We start from the raw sequence: 18,518 nt of genomic DNA on the forward strand, positions 1-18,518 counted from the left end.
GTCCGCCGCTACGGCGTCAGCGCGCCCGTACTCAATTCGCCTCTGAGTACCGGGTGCCCGTGACGTGCCGCTGAGTACTGGGTGCCCGTGACGTGCCCGTGCGGTCAGACGACCGTCGCGCCGGGGGCGGGGCCGTCGGTGACCCGTACCGTCCGGCAGGTGCCGGAGGCGCGCAGCGCGTCGGCGACCGCCCGCGCGGACTCGGCGTCCGCCGCGAGGAAGGCCGTGGTCGGCCCCGAGCCGGAGACCAGGGCCGCGAGCGCACCGGCGTTCCGCCCGGCGGCGAGCGTGTCGGCGAGGGTCGGGAAGAGGGAGAGGGCGGCGGGCTGGAGGTCGTTGGAGACGGCGCGGGCGAGGGCCCCGGCGTCCCCCTTGGCCAGCGCGTCGAGCAGCTCCTGCGAGGCGACAGGCTCCGGGATCCGCACACCCTCGTTCATCCGGTCGAACTCCCGGAAGACCGCCGGGGTCGACAGCCCGCGCTCGGCGATCGCGAAGACCCAGTGGAAGGTCCCGCCGACCTCGAGCGTCCGCAGCTGCTCGCCCCGTCCGACACCCAGCGCCGCCCCGCCCACCAGGCTGAACGGCACGTCACTGCCCAACTCGGCGCAGATGTCGAGGAGTTCCTCGCGGGAGGCGTTCGTCCCCCACAGGGTGTCGCAGGCGAGCAGCGCGCCGGCGCCGTCGGCGCTGCCGCCCGCCATGCCGCCCGCGACGGGGATGTCCTTGGCGATGTGGAGGTGGACCCCCGGTTCGACGCCGTACCGGCGGGCGAGTTCGAGGGCCGCGCGGGCCGCCAGGTTCGTGGCGTCGAGGGGGACCTGGTCGGCGTCCGGGCCCTCGCAGGTGATCCGCAGCTCGTCCGCCGGCGTCACGGTGACCTCGTCGTACAGCCCTACGGCGAGGAAGACGTTGGCCAGGTCGTGGAAGCCGTCGGGGCGGGCGGCGCCGACGGCGAGCTGGACGTTGACCTTGGCGGGGACACGTACGGTCACGACGTCCGTGCCCGTGACCCTGCCCGTGTGCGTCGTGGGCTCGGTCTTCGACTCCGTCACGGCTGAGCGCTCTCCTTGTTCTCGGCCTTGCTCTCGGCGTTCTCAGCCTTGCCCTCGGCCTTGTTCTCGGCCTTGTTCTCGGCCTTGTTCTCGGCGATACGGGCGAACTCCTCCACTGTCAGCGACTCCCCGCGGGCCTGCGGTGAGACCCCGGCGGCGACGAGCGCGACCTCGGCGGCGGCCGCGGAACCGGCCCACCCGGCGAGGGCGGCGCGCAGCGTCTTGCGCCGCTGGGCGAAGGCGGCGTCGACGACCGCGAAGACCTCGCGCTTGGAGGCCGTGGTCCTGATGGGCTCGGCGCGCCTGACGAGCGACACGAGGCCGCTGTCGACGTTCGGCGCGGGCCAGAAGACGTTCCGTCCGATGGAGCCGGCCCGCTTCACGTCGGCGTACCAGTTGGCCTTGACGCTCGGCACGCCGTACACCTTCGAGCCGGGGTCGGCGGCGAGCCGGTCGGCGACCTCGGCCTGCACCATCACCAGCGTGCGCTCGATGGTCGGGAAGGTGGCGAGCATGTGCAGCAGCACGGGGACGGCGACGTTGTACGGGAGGTTCGCGACGAGGGCGGTGGGGGCGGGGCCGGGGAGCTCGTCCACGTGCATGGCGTCGGAGTGCACGAGTGCGAAGCGGTCGGCGCGGGCCGGCATACGGGCGGCGATGGTCGCCGGGAGCGCCCCCGCGAGTACGTCGTCGATCTCCACGGCGACGACCCGGTCGGCCGCCTCCAGCAGCGCGAGGGTCAGCGAGCCGAGGCCGGGGCCGACCTCGACGACCACGTCGTCGGCCCGCACGCCGGCGGTGCGCACGATGCGGCGCACGGTGTTGGCGTCGATCACGAAGTTCTGGCCGCGCTGCTTGGTGGGCCGCACGCCGAGGGCACCCGCGAGCTCGCGGACGTCGGCGGGGCCCAGGAGGGCGTCGGGGGTGGGGCTGTTCACGCCCCAAGCGTACGGGTGCGACGGCGTGAGCCGTTTTCCCAGACCCCGGGTGCATGGTTCGACTGCGGGTGAGTGGGGGCGATCGCGCAGTTCCCCGCGCTCCTGAAGGGGCGCTGCGCGCCCGTCAGTCGTGGAGATGGGCTCCGCAGTGGGGCCACGGGCTCGTGCCCCGGCGGATGTACAGCTTCTTCGCCCGGCGGGTCTGCTCCGCGGCCGGCGCGTCCTGGGGCCGCCCGGACCCTCCGAGCGTGTGCCAGGTGTGGGTGTCGAACTGGTACAGGCCGCCGTAGGTGCCTGAGGGGTCCACGGCGCCGGGGCGACCGCCGGACTCGCACGCCGCGAGCCCGGACCAGTTCAGACGGTCCGCATCCCGCATGGAATCGGGCCGCGGCTTCGTACCGACCCGCACCACCTGTCCACGCGGCTCCCGGACCACCTCGTCCCCGACCCTCCGCGGCTTCTGCCTGACCCCGTTGACGGTCCGCAGCAGGTAGGTGACCCGCCGGGCCCCGGGCTCCCCGGCCCGGTCGACGACCTCGGTGCCACGGAACAGCAAGGGGTCGTTCGTCCGTGTCGTCAGAAAGGGGATGGCCTCCTCGCGGACCTCCTGGGTGCCGGTGATCCTCATCACGCTGACCGTCTGTCCGTCCCGGGGGAAGCTCCCTGGCGGGACGGACGTCGTGTCCTCGCCGTGGAGGGTGATCCCGGCCTCCTCGACGGCCTCGCCGACGGTCGCCGCGTTCGTCCGGATCGTCCGGGCCCGCCCGTCCGCCATGATCGTCACCGTCCGCTCGGTGCGGACGTCGAGCGCGAGGCCCTGACGGCCGATGCGCTGGGAGCGCGAGGTCGACAGGTACGCCCCCTCGGCGCGCACCCCGAGCTGCTGGAGCGCCCCGTCCACCGTGTGCGCCGTCGTCCACACCTCGTGCGGCTGTCCGTCGAGGGTGAGCCGCACGGGCCGCCCGTAGTGGACCGCGATCTCGTCACCGCTGGTCAGCCCGGTGCCGGGGGCGGGCGCGACCACGTCGTGCTCGCCGACGCGCACGCCCTCCTCGGCGAGCAGTTCGGTCACGTCGTCGGCGAAGGTGTGCAGCGTGCGCTCCTTCCCGTCGACACTGAGCTCGATGGCCTTGTCGCTGGCGACGAAGGCGGAGGCGCCGCCGGCGAGGAAGGCGACGACCAGCGCCTGGGGCAGCAGCCGCAGCGGGTCGGGACGCTCGGCGGCGCGCCGGCGCCGGGCGGCGCGCCGGGCAGCGGCCCGCCCGCCGGACCGGGGCCCCTCCCCCGAATCCCCGAGCGCCTGCGTCTGCACCAACGTGGGCGTCTGCCGGGGCAGTATCGGCTCGGTCGGCGCCTCGGACACCGCCAGTGCCTCGTACGCGGGCCGGTAGGTGTCCACGTAGCCGCCGCGGTCCGGGCCTCCGGCACCGTACGACGGCTGCTCACCAGTTCCTCGGTCCACGAACGACATTCCAGTCAGGCCATACGTCTCGTACTGCGACTTGGGCGAGTTGCTCACGACGACACGCTCCAGGAGATCCGGCGGAGTGAGAGGGGTGCCCGGAGGGCTCGTTCAGGGTGGTGGCGGGAGACGGGTGGGCGACCAGAACCTAGCGGAGCGGTCGTCACTCTCCAAAGCAACGCGGCTACGCTGTGTCGCGACACTGCCCTGAGGTGTGACCTCGCACAATGGCCGGAAGTGTTATCCCTCAGTAACCGAAGGCCCGCGCCGTGTTCGCCGCGAGCGCCGTCGCCAGCGTGTCCTCGTCGATGCCCCGTACGGCCGCCATGGCGCGCACCGTGATCGGAACGAGATAGGGCGCGTTAGGCCGTCCGCGGTACGGGGCGGGGGTCAGGAAGGGCGCGTCGGTCTCGACGAGGACGAGCTCCAGGGGGGCCACGGCCAGCGCGTCGCGCAGTGGCTGGGCGTTCTTGAAGGTCATGTTTCCGGCGAAGGACATGTAGTACCCGGCCTGGGCACAGATTTCGGCCATCGCCGCGTCGCCGGAGTAGCAGTGGAAGACGGTCCGCTCGGGCGCGCCCTCCTCCTTCAGGACGCGCAGCACGTCGGCGTGTGCGTCCCGGTCGTGGATGACCAGGGCTTTTCCGTGCCGCTTGGCGATCTCTATGTGGGCGCGGAAGGAGCGCTCCTGGGCGACCTTGCCTTCGGGGCCCGTACGGAAGTAGTCGAGCCCGGTCTCGCCGACGCCCTTGACCTGGGGCAGGGCGGCGAGGCGGTCGATCTCGGCGAGGGCCTCGTCCAGGGCGCCGTCGCCGCCGGGCTGCCGCGCGCCCTGGCGGGACCAGCCGTCGGGGTCGCCGTGCACGATACGGGGCGCCTCGTTGGGGTGCAGGGCGACGGTCGCGTGGACGGCCTCGTACGCGGCGGCGGTCTCGGCCGCCCAGCGGGAGCCCTTCAGGTCGCAGCCGACCTGGACGACCGTGGTCACGCCGACCGAGGCGGCCTTGGCGAGGCCTTCCTCGACGGTGCCGGACTGCATGTCGAGGTGGGTGTGCGAGTCGGCGACGGGGACGCGCAGCGGCTCGGGGAGCGGAGGTGCTTCGGTCTTGTCGGAGGACATGCCCCGATCCTACGAAAGGGGCATGCCGGACCGGACCTCACCCGGGCGAGGTCACCGCGCTCCCGCGATCAGCCCGCCTTGCGGTGGTGGAAGGGGTGCAGCAGGTCGGAGAGGTGCCAGTGGTGGGGTTCCCTGGGCACGGCCGGCTGGTCGACGGCCTCGTCGTGGGCCTGCTCGGGGTGGACCGGCACCGGGCGGTGCGTGTGCTGGTGCATGGAGTTCTGGACGGAGGACACCTGCCCTGCGCGCATGATGCGCACCACGTGTCCGTCGCAGTTCTGGCAGGAGGGCCGGCTCAGCGGCGACGGCACGACATGGCCGTCCGCCACGTACATCACGAACTCGCCGCCCTCGGCGTCGCGGTGGTGCTCTATCTCGAACGACTGCTCCCAGCCGTGCCCGCAGCGCATGCATGCGAAGGAATACGACTCGTTGACGACGGCGGTCGCCGCGCTGCGGTTGCCGGTCTGCCCTGCGATCTCACTCATGCCAGCTCCTGCTGTTCCGCTGGACAAGCGCCCCCGGTCGGCGGGGGCGAGGGACGGGTACGTCCCTTCAACCAGTGGACGCTTCTCCGCGCGGGAACGCATCAGGCCTGTCGACTATTGGAGTCGTTTTGGCCTTTCCTTGTCGGAATGCCGCCGAGACACGGCCTGAGCTTTGCTTTCCGTGCAGGCCCTTTGCTCTTCTATGGGGCGCTGTGCGCCGCGTTCTTTGCCGCGACCACCGCATCGAAGACATCGCGCTTGGGAATCCCCGCCTCGGCCGCGACCGCCGCGATGGCCTCCTTGCGACGCTCTCCCGCCTCTTCCCGCACCCGCACCCTGCGTACCAGTTCGCCCGCGTCCAGTTCCTCGGCGCCCTTGTCCGGCGCGCCCTCGACCACCACCGTGATCTCCCCGCGTACGCCCTCGGCGGCCCAGGCCGCCAGCTCGCCCAGCGGTCCGCGCTTGACCTCCTCGTACGTCTTGGTCAGCTCGCGGCAGACGGCGGCCCGCCGCCCGTCCCCGAAGACCTCGGCCATCGCGGCGAGGGTGTCGTCGAGGCGGTGCGGGGCCTCGAAGTAGACCATCGTGCGGCGCTCGCCCTCGACCTCCCGCAGCCGGGACAGCCGCTCGCCCGCCTTCCTCGGCAGGAATCCCTCGAAGCAGAACCGGTCGACGGGCAGCCCGGACAGCGCGAGCGCGGTGAGCACGGCGGACGGGCCGGGTACGGCGGTGACCTTGATGTCCTTCTCGACGGCCGCGGCGACCAGCCGGTACCCGGGGTCGGAGACGGACGGCATCCCGGCGTCGGTCACCAGCAGCACGCGCGCCCCGCCGACCAGCGCCTCGACGAGTTCGGGCGTGCGGGCGGCCTCGTTCCCCTCGAAGTACGACACCACGCGCCCGGTGGGCTGCACGCCCAGCGCCTGGGTCAGCCGGCGCAGCCTGCGGGTGTCCTCGGCGGCGACGACGTCCGCGCCCGCCAGCTCCTGGGCGAGCCGGGGCGGGGCGTCGGCCACGTCGCCGATGGGGGTGCCGGCCAAAACAAGGGTTCCTGTCACGGTTCCATCCTCGCAGGGGCATTCGGCGGCGGCCGCATCCACCCATTAGGCCCGTGCACGGGACTCCCACAGACCTGTTCCCTACGATGGCGCGGTGACCAGTACCGCGTCCTCCACGGACACCCGGCAGGGCCAGGCAACCGAAGAACGGCGGCCGTCGTGGCAGCAGCGGCTGCGCCGCTTCGGATACAACGCGCCGCCCAGAAGCGATGTGCGTGATCGGCTCGTGCCGCCGTACGCCGAGCCCAGCCCCCGGATCTGGGCTGCGTTCGGGCTGCGCCACGAGATCGCGGAGCGCATCACGCGCTGGTCGGGCTGGGGCGGCCCGCTGCTCGTGACCCTGATGGCGGGGCTGATGCGGTTCTGGAACCTGGGCAGCCCGAAGGCGGTGATATTCGACGAGACGTACTACGCCAAGGACGCCTGGGCACTGATCCACCGCGGGTACGAGGTCAACTGGGACAAGAACGCCAATGACCTGATCCTGCAGAACAACGGGCACGTCGGCATTCCCTCCGACGCCGCCTATGTGGTGCATCCCCCGGTCGGCAAGTACGTCATCGGGCTCGGCGAATGGATGTTCGGCTTCAACCCGTTCGGCTGGCGTTTCATGACGGCGCTGCTCGGCACGCTGTCGGTGCTGCTGCTGTGCCGGATCGGGCGCCGGATGTTCCGCTCGACGTTCCTGGGCTGTCTCGCGGGCGCGCTGATGGCGGTGGACGGGCTGCACTTCGTGATGAGCCGCACCTCGCTGCTCGACGGTGTGCTGATGTTCTTCGTGCTGGCGGCCTTCGGCTGTCTGATCGTGGACCGCGACCGCGCGCGCGCCCGACTGGCGGCCGCCCTGCCCACGGACCCGGACGGTCTCGTACGCCCCGACGCACACATCGCCGAGTCCACCCGCCTCGGCTGGCGCCCCTGGCGCTGGACGGCCGGTCTGATGCTGGGCCTGGCCCTCGGCACCAAGTGGAGCGGCCTGTACATCCTCTTCGCGTTCTGCGTGATGGCGGTCCTGTGGGACGTCGCCGCCCGCCGGGTCGCGGGCGCCCGACACCCGTATGTGGCGGCCCTCAAGCACGACACGGGCATCACGTTCCTCGCGACGGTCCCGGTGGCGATCGCCACGTACTTCCTCTCCTGGACCGGCTGGATCCTCTCCCCCACGAACGGCAAGGGCGGCTACTTCCGCAACTGGGCCGCGACCGACGGCAAGGGCGGCAGCTGGGCCTTCCTGCCCGACTGGCTGCGCAGCCTGTGGCACTACGAGCACGAGGTGTACGAGTTCCACGTCGGCCTCTCGTCCCCGCACACCTACCAGTCGAACCCGTGGAGCTGGATCGTCCTGGGCCGCCCTGTCTCGTACTTCTACGAGTCCCCGCTGCCCGGCAAGGACGGCTGCCCGGCGGACGCGGGCGGCAAGTGCGCCCGCGAGGTCCTGGCCCTGGGCACGCCCCTCCTCTGGTGGGCCGCCTGCTTCGCGATCGTCTACGTCCTGTGGCGCTGGGCCTTCCGCCGCGACTGGCGGGCGGGCGCGATCGCCTGCGGCATCGCGGCCGGCTACCTCCCCTGGTTCATGTACCAGGAGCGCACGATCTTCTTCTTCTACGCCATCATCTTCGTCCCGTTCCTGTGCCTGGCGGTCGCCATGATGATCGGCGCGATCCTCGGCCCACCCGGCTCCACGGAACGCCGCCGCGTCATCGGCGCGGCGAGCGCGGGCGTCCTGGTCCTCCTGATCGCCTGGAACTTCATCTACTTCTGGCCCCTGTACACGGGCACCGCGATCCCCATAGACCAGTGGCGCTCCCGGATGTGGCTGGACACCTGGGTCTAGCTGCACAGACACACCAAGAGGGCGCGGCAGTCTGCCGCGCCCTCCGTAGTCCCCCATCGGGTCAGGGACGGTAGTGGTCGGTCATGGTGGGCGAAGAGCTGTGCACTGAGGCGGCGTTGTAGGAGACCCTGTCGTTGTACGCCTGCAGCCGCCGCGCTTGCTCGATCAGGCGGCCGTCGACGTTCTCCGTGCTGCCGTTCCTTCGGCGCAGGAGCACGAAGAGCAGGACCAGTACCGCTGCCACCAACAGACCAAACAGCACGCCGAGCTCGATCACAGACGCCCCCCGAGTGAGTGTGTGACGCTCCACGATAACGAGCAGCCTGAGAGGTGCCCAGGTAGCTTCCGGCGCCCTCAAATCCGTCCCGCGCCGTCCGGCCCTGCAGCGGGATCTGCTTCCAGGGAAGGGCTTTGAGCTGTTTGTGGAGTTTCTTCTGGTTCCCTTTCGCGATCACGATGTACTGCGCGCCTCGGCCGAGCAGGTAGCCGGCGTGCTCGCGCTGGGTGTGCATGGCGTCGCTGGTGCGGCGAGTAGATGAATCTTGCGGCCCGTGGCCCTGGCCGCTCCGCGCAGGGTCTTGCCGTCGACCGCCACTGCGCGCAGCCGGCCGTCGGCGCCAGCGCGCCGGTCGGCCGGCCACCGGCCCACCGCCCGGTCCAACGCGTCACCGTCGATGCGGCCCAGCAGCCGACGCACCGTCGCCTCCGCCGGCAGGGAGGTCGCTCCGGTCAGAACCGCGCACGCGGTCAGCGCAAGCATGACGACCAGAGCGTGCCGTACGCCGCGCGGATCGCGAGGGTCGGGCACCTCGGCCAGACGCTCCAGCGGAATCGGCGATGACGCGTCGGCAGGCACGGTTCATTCGCCCGCGGTGTCCTCGGCCTCCCAGCGAAGCAGGTCGCCCGGCTGGCACTTGAGCACCTCGCAAAGCGCGGCGAGCGTCGCAAAGCGCACCGCCTTGGCGCGGCCGTTCTTGAGTACCGCCAGGTTGGCGGGCGTGATCCCTACGCGGTCCGCGAGCTCGCCCACGGACATCTTCCGCCTGGCCAGCATCACGTCGATGTCGACGGCGATCGGCATCAGATCACCTCGTCCAACTCGGCCTGCATCTGCGCCGCTTCGACGTCGCGGGCGACGGCCTGGGCGAGCAGCATCCGCAGCACGAGCACGATGAGCGCGACTCCCAGGATGGCCACGCCGATCCCGCCCATGATGAGGGTGACGCCCGGGTCGTCCCGCTGGCCGGGCGCATTGACGGCCGTGACCGCGAACCACACGAGAGCAGCCGCGACGATCGCGCCGATGATGCCGTCCACGTACCGGAAGGCGGCGTGGGAGAACACGGTTCCGCGTCGCACCATCGTTACCAGTCGCCATACACAGACCAGGGCGACCTGGGCCGCCCCGATGCCCAGGATCGTGATCACGCGCAGCGGGGTCAGCGGGAGCGACCCGTCCTCCGGGTCACTCCCGCTGACCAACGCCCACACCATCAATGCCTGTACGAACACGGTGCCGGTGAGCACCACCACGAGCACGGCGCGCAGCGCGCGCACTGTCAGCTTTCCCATGACCCATCTCCCCATCGAGTTGCGATGGGAATCTATCGAAATTCGATAGGTGAAACAAGGGCTGGGTCGGGACGTACGCGAAAGGCCGTCGACTGCCTCTGTCTGGCCTCGAGAGCCGCGCTGTCGTCGCCGTCGTCGTTGGTGGTGGTCGTCGGGCGGTCAGCCCGCCGGGTGGGTGGCGTAGTCGCCGAGGAGGTCGGCGTAGATGTCGACAGAGGTGGAGCCGGCGTTGTACAGGTCGATCTCGCCGTTGGTGCCGACCTTGACCAGCGCGCGGTTGGCCACGGTGTGTTTGGTCGTGAAGTCGACCGAGTGCACGCTGGGGCGGGAGGTGCCGTCGGCGTAGGCGATGAGGTAGCCGGTGCCGGACGGCGCTGGCACCGTGAGGTTGAGGTCCACGGCGCTCACACCGCTCGCAGGGACCCCGTGCGCACCGGTGACCTTGAGCTTCAGCGTGGCGTGGGCACCGAGCCTGGCTATCCTTCCGCTTCCGGCGCCGGTGTGGGTGTTGAGGATCCGCACCGGGGTGACCGGCTGGAACTGCGAACCGCTCGCGGTGGGGCCGTACCAGCCGACGAGGTCCGCGATCAGGTTCGCCGACGACCTGCTGGTGTTGCGCAGGACGACCTTGCCGTCCACCAGCGGGAGCACGATCTGGGCGGAGGCGGTCTGCCCGGTGGTCCAGTACGGGCCCGTCACGCTGGAGCCGGAGTCGCCGTGGGTGGAGACGGTGAGGCTGCCGGACGCCTTGGTGGTGGTCGCCCCGACGTTGAGGACCACGGCGCTCGCCCCGGTCGGGACGCCGTGGGTGCCGGCGGCCGTCAGCGTGACCGAGTGGCCGCCGGCGACCGGTCCGGTGACGCCGCCGGTGGCGCCCCGGGTGTCGAGCAGCCGGACGGGCGTGGCCGGGTGGTAGGTCTCGGCGAACTGCGCGTGCGACTGAAGACCGACGGTGGCTACGTTGACGGTCACCGCGCCGGAGCTGCCGTTGTAGATGTCGACCGAACCGGTCGGGGTGACCTTGACGGTCGCCTCGTTGCGGGCGCTCCGGCCGGGCTCGAAGTTGATGCTGGAGGTGCCCGGGCGGGTGGTTCCGTGGGTGTAGAGGGTCAGAGAGCCGCTCGCCTTGGCCGCACTGGTGACGATCTGCAGCTGAGCCGCGTCCACGCCGTCGGAGTCGGCCCGCACGGTGGCCGCCGAGAGCTTCAGGACGCCGTGCGCGGCGATCGTCTTCTCGGTGTCGAACTCGGGGGTCATGGCCACGAAGGCGTCCGCGGCGTGGAAGGTCGCCTTGGCGGTAGTGGTCCGGCCGAGCTGGTCCGTCTGCGTCAGCGTGGCGGTGTAGGTGCCGGGGGTGGGGTACTGGTGCGGCACCTCCTGCGCGCCGTTGGCCAGGTTCTGCTGGCTGCCGTCGCCGAACGTCAGGGACCGGTACGCGATCTCCCACACGTCCGCCGGTTCCGGAACGGTGAACCGCGCATACCCCGCGTTGACCTGCCCGTCGCTCGTGGTGTCCGCAACGCCGGACAGCGACGCGGCGGGCGGTGTGGCCGTAGCCGCCAGGACCGGGACGTACTGCCCTGTCCGGCTCGACCCGTCGGTATCAGTCACCGTGATGCTCGGGGTGTACCTGCCCGGCGTGGTGTAGGTGTGGGTGACCGGGGCGCCCGCGGCGCCGGTGGCCGGGGCGCCGCCGTCGCCGAAGTCGACCGAGTACGTGAATGCCTCGCCCCACGAACTGGTGGCGCCATCGGTCCTCAGCGAGGTGACGAACGGTGCGAGCCCGATCGTCGGCGACGGCGTGTCGCCGACCCGGAAGTAGATGGTGTCCTGCCGCTCAATGGCGCCCCGGTCGGGGCGGGTGCTCGCGCTGGTGCCGGTGTCGGCGACGAGCGGGTCGTCGATGCGCGAGGCGCCGTTGATGTCGGTGGAGAGCTCGCCGGGCGCGTCTGCGTCGGCCGAGTCGATGAGGACGGAGTGCTCGTTCGGCGCTGTCAGGGACAGCATGTTGAGCCCGTCGATGTCGTGCGCACCCTGCCCGGTCGCGTCCCGCAGTGCCGCGGTGGTCGAGTAGGGAGCGCCCGCCCAGGAGTACTCGGGGCGCGGCCGGGTGCCACCGGGCGCACCGTTCGCCGCCACGTTGTAGTCACCGGTGACCTGAGCCGCCGAGTCGGCCGACACCGTGTAGAGCGGAGCGGTGGGTGCCGGGCACGTGTCACTCTGCCTCGCCGTCGTGGAGGCGACCACGTTGTTCTCCACCACCCCGGAGCTCCCGCCGCCCAGCGAGATTCCGGTGGCGCAGGGCGCGATGACCGTATTGCTCGTCACGTTCGCGCCGGACGCCCCCGTCACCGCGATCCCGCCGAGCCGCGGGGTGGTCACCACGTTGGTCGTCGCGGTGACCCGCGCCGCTCCTGGCTCCACCTGTACGCCGAAGGCGTATCCGTCGCCGATCCAGTTCCGCGACACGGTCACGTCCGAGGAGGCGCCGTCCACGGTCACCGCGGTCCCCGCGCCCGGGGCCCGCACTGCGGGGCGGGGGAACGACAGCCGGTCGAGGTCGACGCCTTCGGAGTCCGTCACCGCCACCCCGTCTCCGCCGCGGTACCGGACCGCCAGGTATTCGACCCGTACGTCGTGCACCGCTTTGAGCGTCAGCGCCGGCGCGGAGCCCGTGGACGCGAGCTCCGCCCACGAGCCGCCCGCGCTGATGGGCGCCCCGGTGAACGTGATCGGGGCGTCCTTGGTGCCCGACCTGGTCAAGGTCGCCGACTCCGAGTACGTCTGATCGTCCACCGACTCGATCCGGACCGTCTGCCCCGGTTCCACCACGTCCGCCGCCGCCTGCACCGTGCAGAAGGGCGCGCTCTGTGTGCCCGCGCCCGTGTCGCTGCACGCCACGTCGTGGTTCACGTACAACGTCCCGGCCGAACCCGGGTCCGCCGACGCCCTACCGGTACCCCCGCCGCTCATCACCCCCGCCACGATGAGCACGGCCACGGACACCCCGACAGCGGGGCGAGGTCTATGCATGAGGTCTCCACGAAGCGTTCGCGGTGAGGGCGGTGAGCCCCGGGGCGGCGTGCTGAGGTGCAGTGCTGAGGTGCAGTGCCGAGTCGTCGACCGACGTCGACCGACCGAGCGCGTGACGAGAATGCCGGTTGAGGGTGAACGGTCCCTGGAGGTCCACCAGTTGGCCGTCGCAGTCGTTCACTCCAGCGCTGACACGCAGCCGCCATCGTGTCAGCCCCCTCCTCAAGAAACGTCCATGATCCACCCTTGCCTTGCCCAAGACCGGCCCGTACTGGTCATTGACCCGCGTTCACGTACGTAACTGAATGCCCGGTCTAACGATTCGGAGAATCTCCGCCCCATCCACCACTCCTCCCGCATACAGTGCCCTGCAGACCGACTTTTCTGAACGCGTTCAGAAGTTCGGGAGAGGGGTCCACGGGGAGGGTTTCGCGCGATGCGCAAGGGGGCAAAGGCTGCCGTCATCGGCAGTGTGTTCGCCGTGATGGTGGGGGGTGCCGGATACGGCGCCTTCAACGTGATGTCGGCACTCAGCGGGAGCGAGGGCGGGGGCTCGGGGAGCGGCGGACCCGCGGCCGTGAAGACGGGGCCGCCGAGCGGCGCGGAGGTCAAGGAGGCCTCGACGAAGTTCTTCGCCGCCTGGGAGCAGGGGGACGCCGCCAAGGCCGCCGCGTACACCAACTTCGCCCAGAAGGCACAGGAGTTGCTGGCCGGTTACCGCGACGACGCACACGTCACCGGTGTGAGGATCACCCCGGGGGCGGTGACGGGAACCACCGTGCCGTTCTCCGTCAAAGCGACGGTGTCGTTCGAAGGGAAGTCCAAGCCCTTCGCGTACGACTCCCGGCTGACCGTCGTACGCGGCGAGACCACCGGGAAGGCGCTGGTCGACTGGAAGCCGTCCGTCGTGCATCCCGAGTTGCAGGAAGGAGACACGCTGGTCACGGGCGAGTCGGCGAGCCCACCCATCGAGGCCGTGGACCGGAACAACGTTGTCCTGACGAAGGAGAAGTACCCCTCGCTGGGACCGATCCTGGACGCGCTGCGCGAGAAGTACGGCGACACGGCGGGCGGTACGGCCGGAGTCGAGCTGGCGATCCATCACGCGACCGAGGGCGCGGGGGACACTGCCCTGGTGACCCTCGCCAAGGGCAAGGCCGGCAAGCTGCGCACCACCCTCAGCGCGAGCGCGCAGGCCGCGGCGGAGAAGGCGGTCTCCCGGTACGCCGAGTCGTCCGTGGTGGCCGTGCAGCCGAGCAGCGGTGAGGTGCTGGCGGTCGCCAACCACCGTGCGGACGGCTTCAACGCGGCCTTCCAGGGCACCCTGGCCCCCGGCTCCACGATGAAGATCATCACCGCGGCGATGCTCATCGACAACGGCGTGACCACCATGAACGGCCCGGCGCCCTGCCCGCCGACCGCGACCTGGCAGAGCCAGACCTTCCACAACCTCACCAACCTCGCACCGAACGAGAAGGCGAGCCTCGCCAACAGCTTCATGCGGTCCTGCAACACGGCCTTCGTGAAACTGATCGACGAGAAGCCGCTCACGGACGAGTCCCTGACGACCGAGGCACAGACGCGCTTCGGCCTCGGCCAGAACAACTGGAAGACCGGCATCCCCTCCTTCGACGGCAACATCCCCGCCTCCGGCGGCCCGGACCGCGCGGCGAACGCGATCGGCCAGGGCCAGGTCCAGATGAGCCCGCTGAACATGGCGTCGGTCACGGCGACGGCGATGACGGGCACCTTCCGGCAGCCGGTCATCGTCTCGCCCAAGCTCGACGACCGGGAACTGGCGACGGCGAAGGGCCTGCCCAGCAGTACGTCCGCGCAACTGCGCGCGATGATGAACCTCACCGCGACCAGCGGCACCGCCGCCCAGGTGATGGCGGGGCTCAGGGGCGACATCGGCGCCAAGACCGGCTCCGCCGAGGTCGACGCCCAGTCCAAGTCGAACAGCTGGTTCACCGGCTATCGGAACGACATCGCGGCCGCCGCGATGACCCAGGGAGGCGGGCACGGGGTGGACGCGGCCGGTCCGATCGTCGCAGCTGTGCTACGAACGGGCGGCTGAAGTCACCCTTGACAGGGCGGGACCCTAGGGTGGGGGTTCTCGTTGAGGAGCATGAGGGTGCCGGGGGACTTGGGGAACAGGCGGAGGATCGAGAGCTGTGGGGAACAGAAGGCGCGTCGCCGAGCGACGAAAGACGAAGCCCGCCGTGGTCGGCGGGCTGATCGCGGTGGTCGTCGTCGGCGGGGCGTTCGGCGCCTACAGCCTGTACGGCGGCGGGGCGTCGGCCGAGGACCGCACGTCGGAGACCGCCGCCCGCAAGGCCGTGAAGACCGGTCCGCCGTCGGCGGCCGAGGTCACGGCGCTGTCCACGCGGTTCCTGACCGCCTGGCAGAGCGGTGACGTCGCGAAGGCGGCCGCGGCCACCGACGACTCGGCGGCCGCGACGACCTTGCTGACCGGCTACGGCAAGGACGCCCACATCACCGGCGTCAAGCTCACGCCGGGCACGGCGTCCGGGTCCTCCGTCCCCTTCTCCGTCAAGGCCACCGTCACGTACAAGGGCAAGAGCAAGCCCCTGGCGTACGACTCGAAGCTGACCGTCGTGCGGCGCGCCAAGGACGGTGCGGCGCTGGTCGGCTGGAAGGCGTCGGTCGTGCACCCCGACCTCCAGGACGGCGACCGCCTGGTCACCGGCCCGGCGGGCACTCCCCCGGTCACCGCCCTCGACCGCGACGGCGGCGAGATCACCACGGCCAAGTACCCCTCGCTGGGCACGGTGCTGGACGGGCTGCGCGAGAAGTACGGAAAGATCGCCGGCGGCAAGGCGGGCATCGAACTGCGCGTGGTCCGCAAGGCCGCCACCAAGGGCACCCAGAAGACCCCCGACAAGACCCTGGTGACCCTCAGCGAGGGCACCCCGGGGACCGTGAAGACCACGCTCAGCCCGACCCTCCAGGCCGACGCCGAGCAGCAGGTCGCCAAGAAGGACCGGGCGTCCGTGGTCCTGATGCGCCCCTCGACGGGCGAGATCCTCGCGGTCGCCAACACCAGCCACGGCTTCAACACGGCCTTCCAGGGCTCGCTGGCCCCCGGCTCCACCATGAAGGTCATCACGTCGTCGCTGCTCATCGACAAGGGGCTCGCCTCGGCCGACAAGCAGCACCCGTGCCCGAAGTACGTGACGTACGGCGGCTGGAAGTTCCAGAACGACGACAAGTTCGAGATCAAGGGCGGCACGTTCAAGGCGAGCTTCGCGCGCTCCTGCAACACCGCTTTCATCAGCCAGGCCAAGAAACTGTCGAACTCCGACCTGACGAACCAGGCGCAGCAGTACTTCGGCCTGTCCATGAACAACTGGGCCATCGGCGTCCCGTCCTTCGACGGCTCGGTCCCGGTCCAGTCGGCGGCCCAGATGGCGGCCTCGCTGATCGGCCAGGGCGGGGTCCGCATGAACCCGCTGAACATGGCCTCGGTCGCCTCCACGGTCAAGACGGGCGCCTTCCACCAGCCGTACCTGGTGTCTCCGACGGTCGACAACCGCAAGCTGGCGACGGCCTCCCGCACCCTCTCCGCCACCACCCTCGCCCAGCTCCGCGAACTCATGCAGTACACGGCGGCGTACGGCACCGCCGCCGAGGCGATGTCCGGCCTCGGCCCCGACTACGGCGCGAAGACCGGCTCCGCGGAGGTCGACGGCCAGAAGAAGCCCAACGGCTGGTTCACCGCGTGGAAGGGCGACCTCGCCGCGGCGGGCGTCGTCCAACAGGGCGGCCACGGCGGCGACACGGCGGGCCCAATCGTGGCGGCCCTCCTGAAGGCGGGAAGCTAGCCGGGCGGGCGACTGGCACCTGTCCGGGCGGTGGGCCAAGGCCTGTCCGGGCGGTGGGCCAAGGCCTGTCCGGGCGGTGGGCCAAGGCCTGTCCGGGCGGTGGGCCAAGGCCTGTCCGGGCGGGGAACAGGTCGGCCCAGGGAACGATGTCGGTCGAGCTGGAACTCGCTCGCGTGCCTCCTACACCGACCGATAGCGTGCCGCCCATGACGACCGATGCCGCCGAAGAGTCCGGAGCCCACCCCCGTTTCGCCGAGGCCCTGAGAGAGCTGGGCCTCGCTGATCTGCTGCCGCGCATCCGCCGCTTCCCGGACGCGACCCGTACCGCCGCAGAGGCCGCCGCCGCGATCGGGTGCGAGTTGAGCCAGATCTGCAAGTCGCTGATCTTCGCCGCGGACGGGGTGCCGGTGCTCGTGCTGATGGACGGGGCGTCGCTGGTCGATCTGGAGCTCGTGCGGCGGGAGCTCGGGGCCGGGAAGGTGACGCGGGCCAGGGTCGAGCTGGTACGGGAGACGACCGGGTACGCGATCGGCGGGGTGCCGCCCTTCGGCCACCGTACGAAGACGCGGGTGCTCGCGGACCGTTCGCTGCTCGACCACGACGTGGTGTGGGCCGCGGCCGGCACCCCGTACACCGTGTTCCCCATGGACCCCAAGACGCTGGTCGCGCATGCGGGCGGCACGCTGGTGGACGTGCGCGAGCAGCACCTGTGACCCCGCTGGTCACCGCGGCGGTGCTGCTCGCCGCGGTCACCCACGCCAGTTGGAACGCGATCGCGCACCGCATCACCGACAAACTCGTCGGGTTCACGCTGATCGCGGGCGGCGGGGTGCTGATCGGGGTGGCGCTGATGCCGTTCATGGCGGTGCCGGCGGCCGGGGCGTGGCCGTATCTGCTCGTGTCGGCCGCGATCCACGTCCTGTACTACGCCCTGCTGATGCGCTCCTTCCGGCTGGGCGACTTCGGGCAGGCCTATCCGATCGCCCGCGGGACCGCCCCGCTGGTCGTCACCGTGCTCGCGGCCGTGTTCGCGCACGAGGTGCCGAACGCGTGGGCGGCGGCGGGGATCGCCGTGTCGTGCACGGGGCTGACGGGGGTCGCGCTGTGGGGGATGCGCGGGCGGCGGCCCAACTGGGCCGCCATCGGCGCGGCGTTGGCCACCGGTGTGTCGATCGCCGCGTACACCGTCGTGGACGGACTCGGCGTACGCGCCTCGGGTTCCTCGCTCGGGTACATCGCCTGGCTGATGGCGGTGCAAGGGGTCGTGATCCCGGCGTACGCCGCCTACCGCCTGCGCTCCCGGCTCATCCCCGCCCTACGGCCCTTCGCCGCCCTGGGGCTGCTCGGCTCGGTGCTGTCCGTGGCGGCGTACGCGCTGGTGCTGTGGGCACAGACGCGCGCGGAGCTGGCTCCCATCTCCGCCCTGCGCGAATCCTCGATCATCGTCGGCGCGGCGATCGGGGCGGTGTTCTTCAAGGAGCGGTTCGGGGCGCCGCGAATCGCGGCGGCGGGGCTGCTGGTGGTGGGGATCGGTCTGATGCTGCACGCGGGCTGATGCCGCGCGCGAGGTGGACCGACCGTCAGTGAGCCACCGGGGTCACCGCGGTGTACGTGCGGCGTAGGAAGCGGATCAGAACCTTCGAGTCGAACTGCACCACCGACACGCCTTGCGCGGAGTGGAACTCCACGACCGCCTGCACCCGGCCGCACGGCCACACACGTACGTCGCCGGACTCGACCGGACCGCGCAGTCCCCGTTCGAGGAGTTCCCGGGGGAAGGCCCACTCGTGGGGGCCGGGCAGCGTCATGTGGACCTGGCGGGGATCAGCATCGGGGTCGTAGCTCAGGGCCACCGGGACGGCCTGGTGTTCGTCCTCGAAGGAGTCTGCCGTGTCGGTGACGATGTGGGCGCGTGCGTACTGTTCGACGGCAGACATGAACCGACTCCTTGCGCTGCGTTACCTGTGTGGAATATATGAATCCGTCACCTCTCCAATGTCGCACATTTCGGAGATTTCGCCCACGGAGTCCCATACTCACCGGGTTCCCGGATCAGCCCCCGCCATGCATCGCCGCCTCGCCGCTATTCATGGACAGCTCGCTCTTGCAAGCCGTT

17 protein-coding genes are annotated in these 18,518 nt (G+C 70.9%); 5 read left to right on the forward strand and 12 right to left on the reverse strand.

The features are described 5' to 3' along the window. Positions 1-104: 104 nt before the first annotated feature. The 6 genes from OG798_RS24110 to rsmI form a co-directional block, all read right to left on the reverse strand. Positions 105-1,052: a 4-(cytidine 5'-diphospho)-2-C-methyl-D-erythritol kinase gene (locus OG798_RS24110; protein WP_267062060.1), complete on the reverse strand. Its 948-nt coding sequence runs from the start codon at positions 1,050-1,052 to the stop codon at positions 105-107. Beyond that, positions 1,049-1,990, reverse strand: a complete 942-nt coding sequence (gene rsmA / locus OG798_RS24115; protein WP_121415900.1) for a 16S rRNA (adenine(1518)-N(6)/adenine(1519)-N(6))-dimethyltransferase RsmA — start codon at positions 1,988-1,990, stop codon at positions 1,049-1,051. The genes OG798_RS24110 and rsmA overlap by 4 nt, the downstream gene beginning before the upstream one ends. A gap of 124 nt (positions 1,991-2,114) precedes the next feature. Next, a complete protein-coding gene (locus OG798_RS24120) occupies positions 2,115-3,509 on the reverse strand; it encodes a ubiquitin-like domain-containing protein (RefSeq protein ID WP_323138730.1) in 1,395 nt (464 codons plus the stop codon). A gap of 190 nt (positions 3,510-3,699) precedes the next feature. Beyond that, positions 3,700-4,572 carry a TatD family hydrolase gene (locus OG798_RS24125; protein WP_267062063.1) on the reverse strand — a complete coding sequence of 291 codons (873 nt, stop codon included), beginning with the start codon at positions 4,570-4,572 and terminating at the stop codon, positions 3,700-3,702. A 68-nt stretch (positions 4,573-4,640) separates the two neighbouring features. Continuing rightward, the gene (locus tag OG798_RS24130) at positions 4,641-5,060 is read right to left on the reverse strand and encodes a hypothetical protein (protein ID WP_095854189.1); all 420 of its coding nucleotides are present in this window, start codon (positions 5,058-5,060) and stop codon (positions 4,641-4,643) included. A 200-nt stretch (positions 5,061-5,260) separates the two neighbouring features. Further along, positions 5,261-6,118 (reverse strand): 16S rRNA (cytidine(1402)-2'-O)-methyltransferase, encoded by an 858-nt coding sequence (rsmI, locus tag OG798_RS24135; protein WP_095854188.1) that lies wholly within the window; start codon positions 6,116-6,118, stop codon positions 5,261-5,263. A gap of 94 nt (positions 6,119-6,212) precedes the next feature. On the opposite strand from rsmI, the gene OG798_RS24140 reads away from it, so the two are divergent. Then, positions 6,213-7,952: a dolichyl-phosphate-mannose--protein mannosyltransferase gene (locus OG798_RS24140; protein WP_095854187.1), complete on the forward strand. Its 1,740-nt coding sequence runs from the start codon at positions 6,213-6,215 to the stop codon at positions 7,950-7,952. A gap of 61 nt (positions 7,953-8,013) precedes the next feature. Here OG798_RS24140 and OG798_RS24145 read toward each other — a convergent pair whose 3' ends face one another. From OG798_RS24145 to OG798_RS24165, 5 genes are all read right to left on the reverse strand, one after another. Continuing rightward, entirely contained in the window at positions 8,014-8,229 is a 216-nt protein-coding gene (locus OG798_RS24145; protein WP_095854186.1) for a hypothetical protein, read from the reverse strand. Positions 8,230-8,403: 174 nt separating this feature from the next. After that, positions 8,404-8,808 carry a transposase family protein gene (locus tag OG798_RS24150; RefSeq protein WP_257039417.1) on the reverse strand — a complete coding sequence of 135 codons (405 nt, stop codon included), beginning with the start codon at positions 8,806-8,808 and terminating at the stop codon, positions 8,404-8,406. Positions 8,809-8,811: 3 nt separating this feature from the next. Next, positions 8,812-9,033 (reverse strand): helix-turn-helix domain-containing protein, encoded by a 222-nt coding sequence (locus OG798_RS24155; RefSeq protein WP_054237256.1) that lies wholly within the window; start codon positions 9,031-9,033, stop codon positions 8,812-8,814. Further along, on the reverse strand, positions 9,033-9,524 hold the full coding sequence (locus OG798_RS24160) for a DUF2975 domain-containing protein (RefSeq protein ID WP_095854185.1): 492 nt from the start codon (positions 9,522-9,524) through the stop codon (positions 9,033-9,035). The genes OG798_RS24155 and OG798_RS24160 overlap by 1 nt, the downstream gene beginning before the upstream one ends. A 159-nt stretch (positions 9,525-9,683) precedes the next feature. Next, positions 9,684-12,557 carry a PKD domain-containing protein gene (locus tag OG798_RS24165; protein ID WP_328757654.1) on the reverse strand — a complete coding sequence of 958 codons (2,874 nt, stop codon included), beginning with the start codon at positions 12,555-12,557 and terminating at the stop codon, positions 9,684-9,686. A gap of 436 nt (positions 12,558-12,993) precedes the next feature. On the opposite strand from OG798_RS24165, the gene OG798_RS24170 reads away from it, so the two are divergent. The 4 genes from OG798_RS24170 (at position 12,994) to OG798_RS24185 (ending at position 17,957) form a co-directional block, all read left to right on the forward strand. Then, complete coding sequence (locus OG798_RS24170; RefSeq protein ID WP_267062088.1) at positions 12,994-14,634, forward strand: penicillin-binding transpeptidase domain-containing protein; 1,641 nt, start codon at positions 12,994-12,996, stop codon at positions 14,632-14,634. Positions 14,635-14,731: 97 nt separating this feature from the next. Beyond that, positions 14,732-16,402 carry a penicillin-binding transpeptidase domain-containing protein gene (locus OG798_RS24175; RefSeq protein WP_097225625.1) on the forward strand — a complete coding sequence of 557 codons (1,671 nt, stop codon included), beginning with the start codon at positions 14,732-14,734 and terminating at the stop codon, positions 16,400-16,402. 206 nt (positions 16,403-16,608) lie between these two features. Further along, the gene (locus tag OG798_RS24180; RefSeq protein WP_267062089.1) at positions 16,609-17,115 is read left to right on the forward strand and encodes a YbaK/EbsC family protein; all 507 of its coding nucleotides are present in this window, start codon (positions 16,609-16,611) and stop codon (positions 17,113-17,115) included. Beyond that, positions 17,112-17,957, forward strand: a complete 846-nt coding sequence (locus OG798_RS24185) for a DMT family transporter (RefSeq protein ID WP_328757655.1) — start codon at positions 17,112-17,114, stop codon at positions 17,955-17,957. Before OG798_RS24180 ends, OG798_RS24185 begins: the two co-directional genes overlap by 4 nt. Positions 17,958-17,982: 25 nt before the next feature. On the opposite strand, the gene OG798_RS24190 is transcribed toward OG798_RS24185, so the two are convergent. Next, positions 17,983-18,339 carry an SsgA family sporulation/cell division regulator gene (locus OG798_RS24190; RefSeq protein ID WP_067376306.1) on the reverse strand — a complete coding sequence of 119 codons (357 nt, stop codon included), beginning with the start codon at positions 18,337-18,339 and terminating at the stop codon, positions 17,983-17,985. Positions 18,340-18,518: the final 179 nt, after the last annotated feature.

Source organism: Streptomyces sp. NBC_00271 (genome assembly GCF_036178845.1).
In the GTDB taxonomy this organism is placed as follows: domain Bacteria; phylum Actinomycetota; class Actinomycetes; order Streptomycetales; family Streptomycetaceae; genus Streptomyces.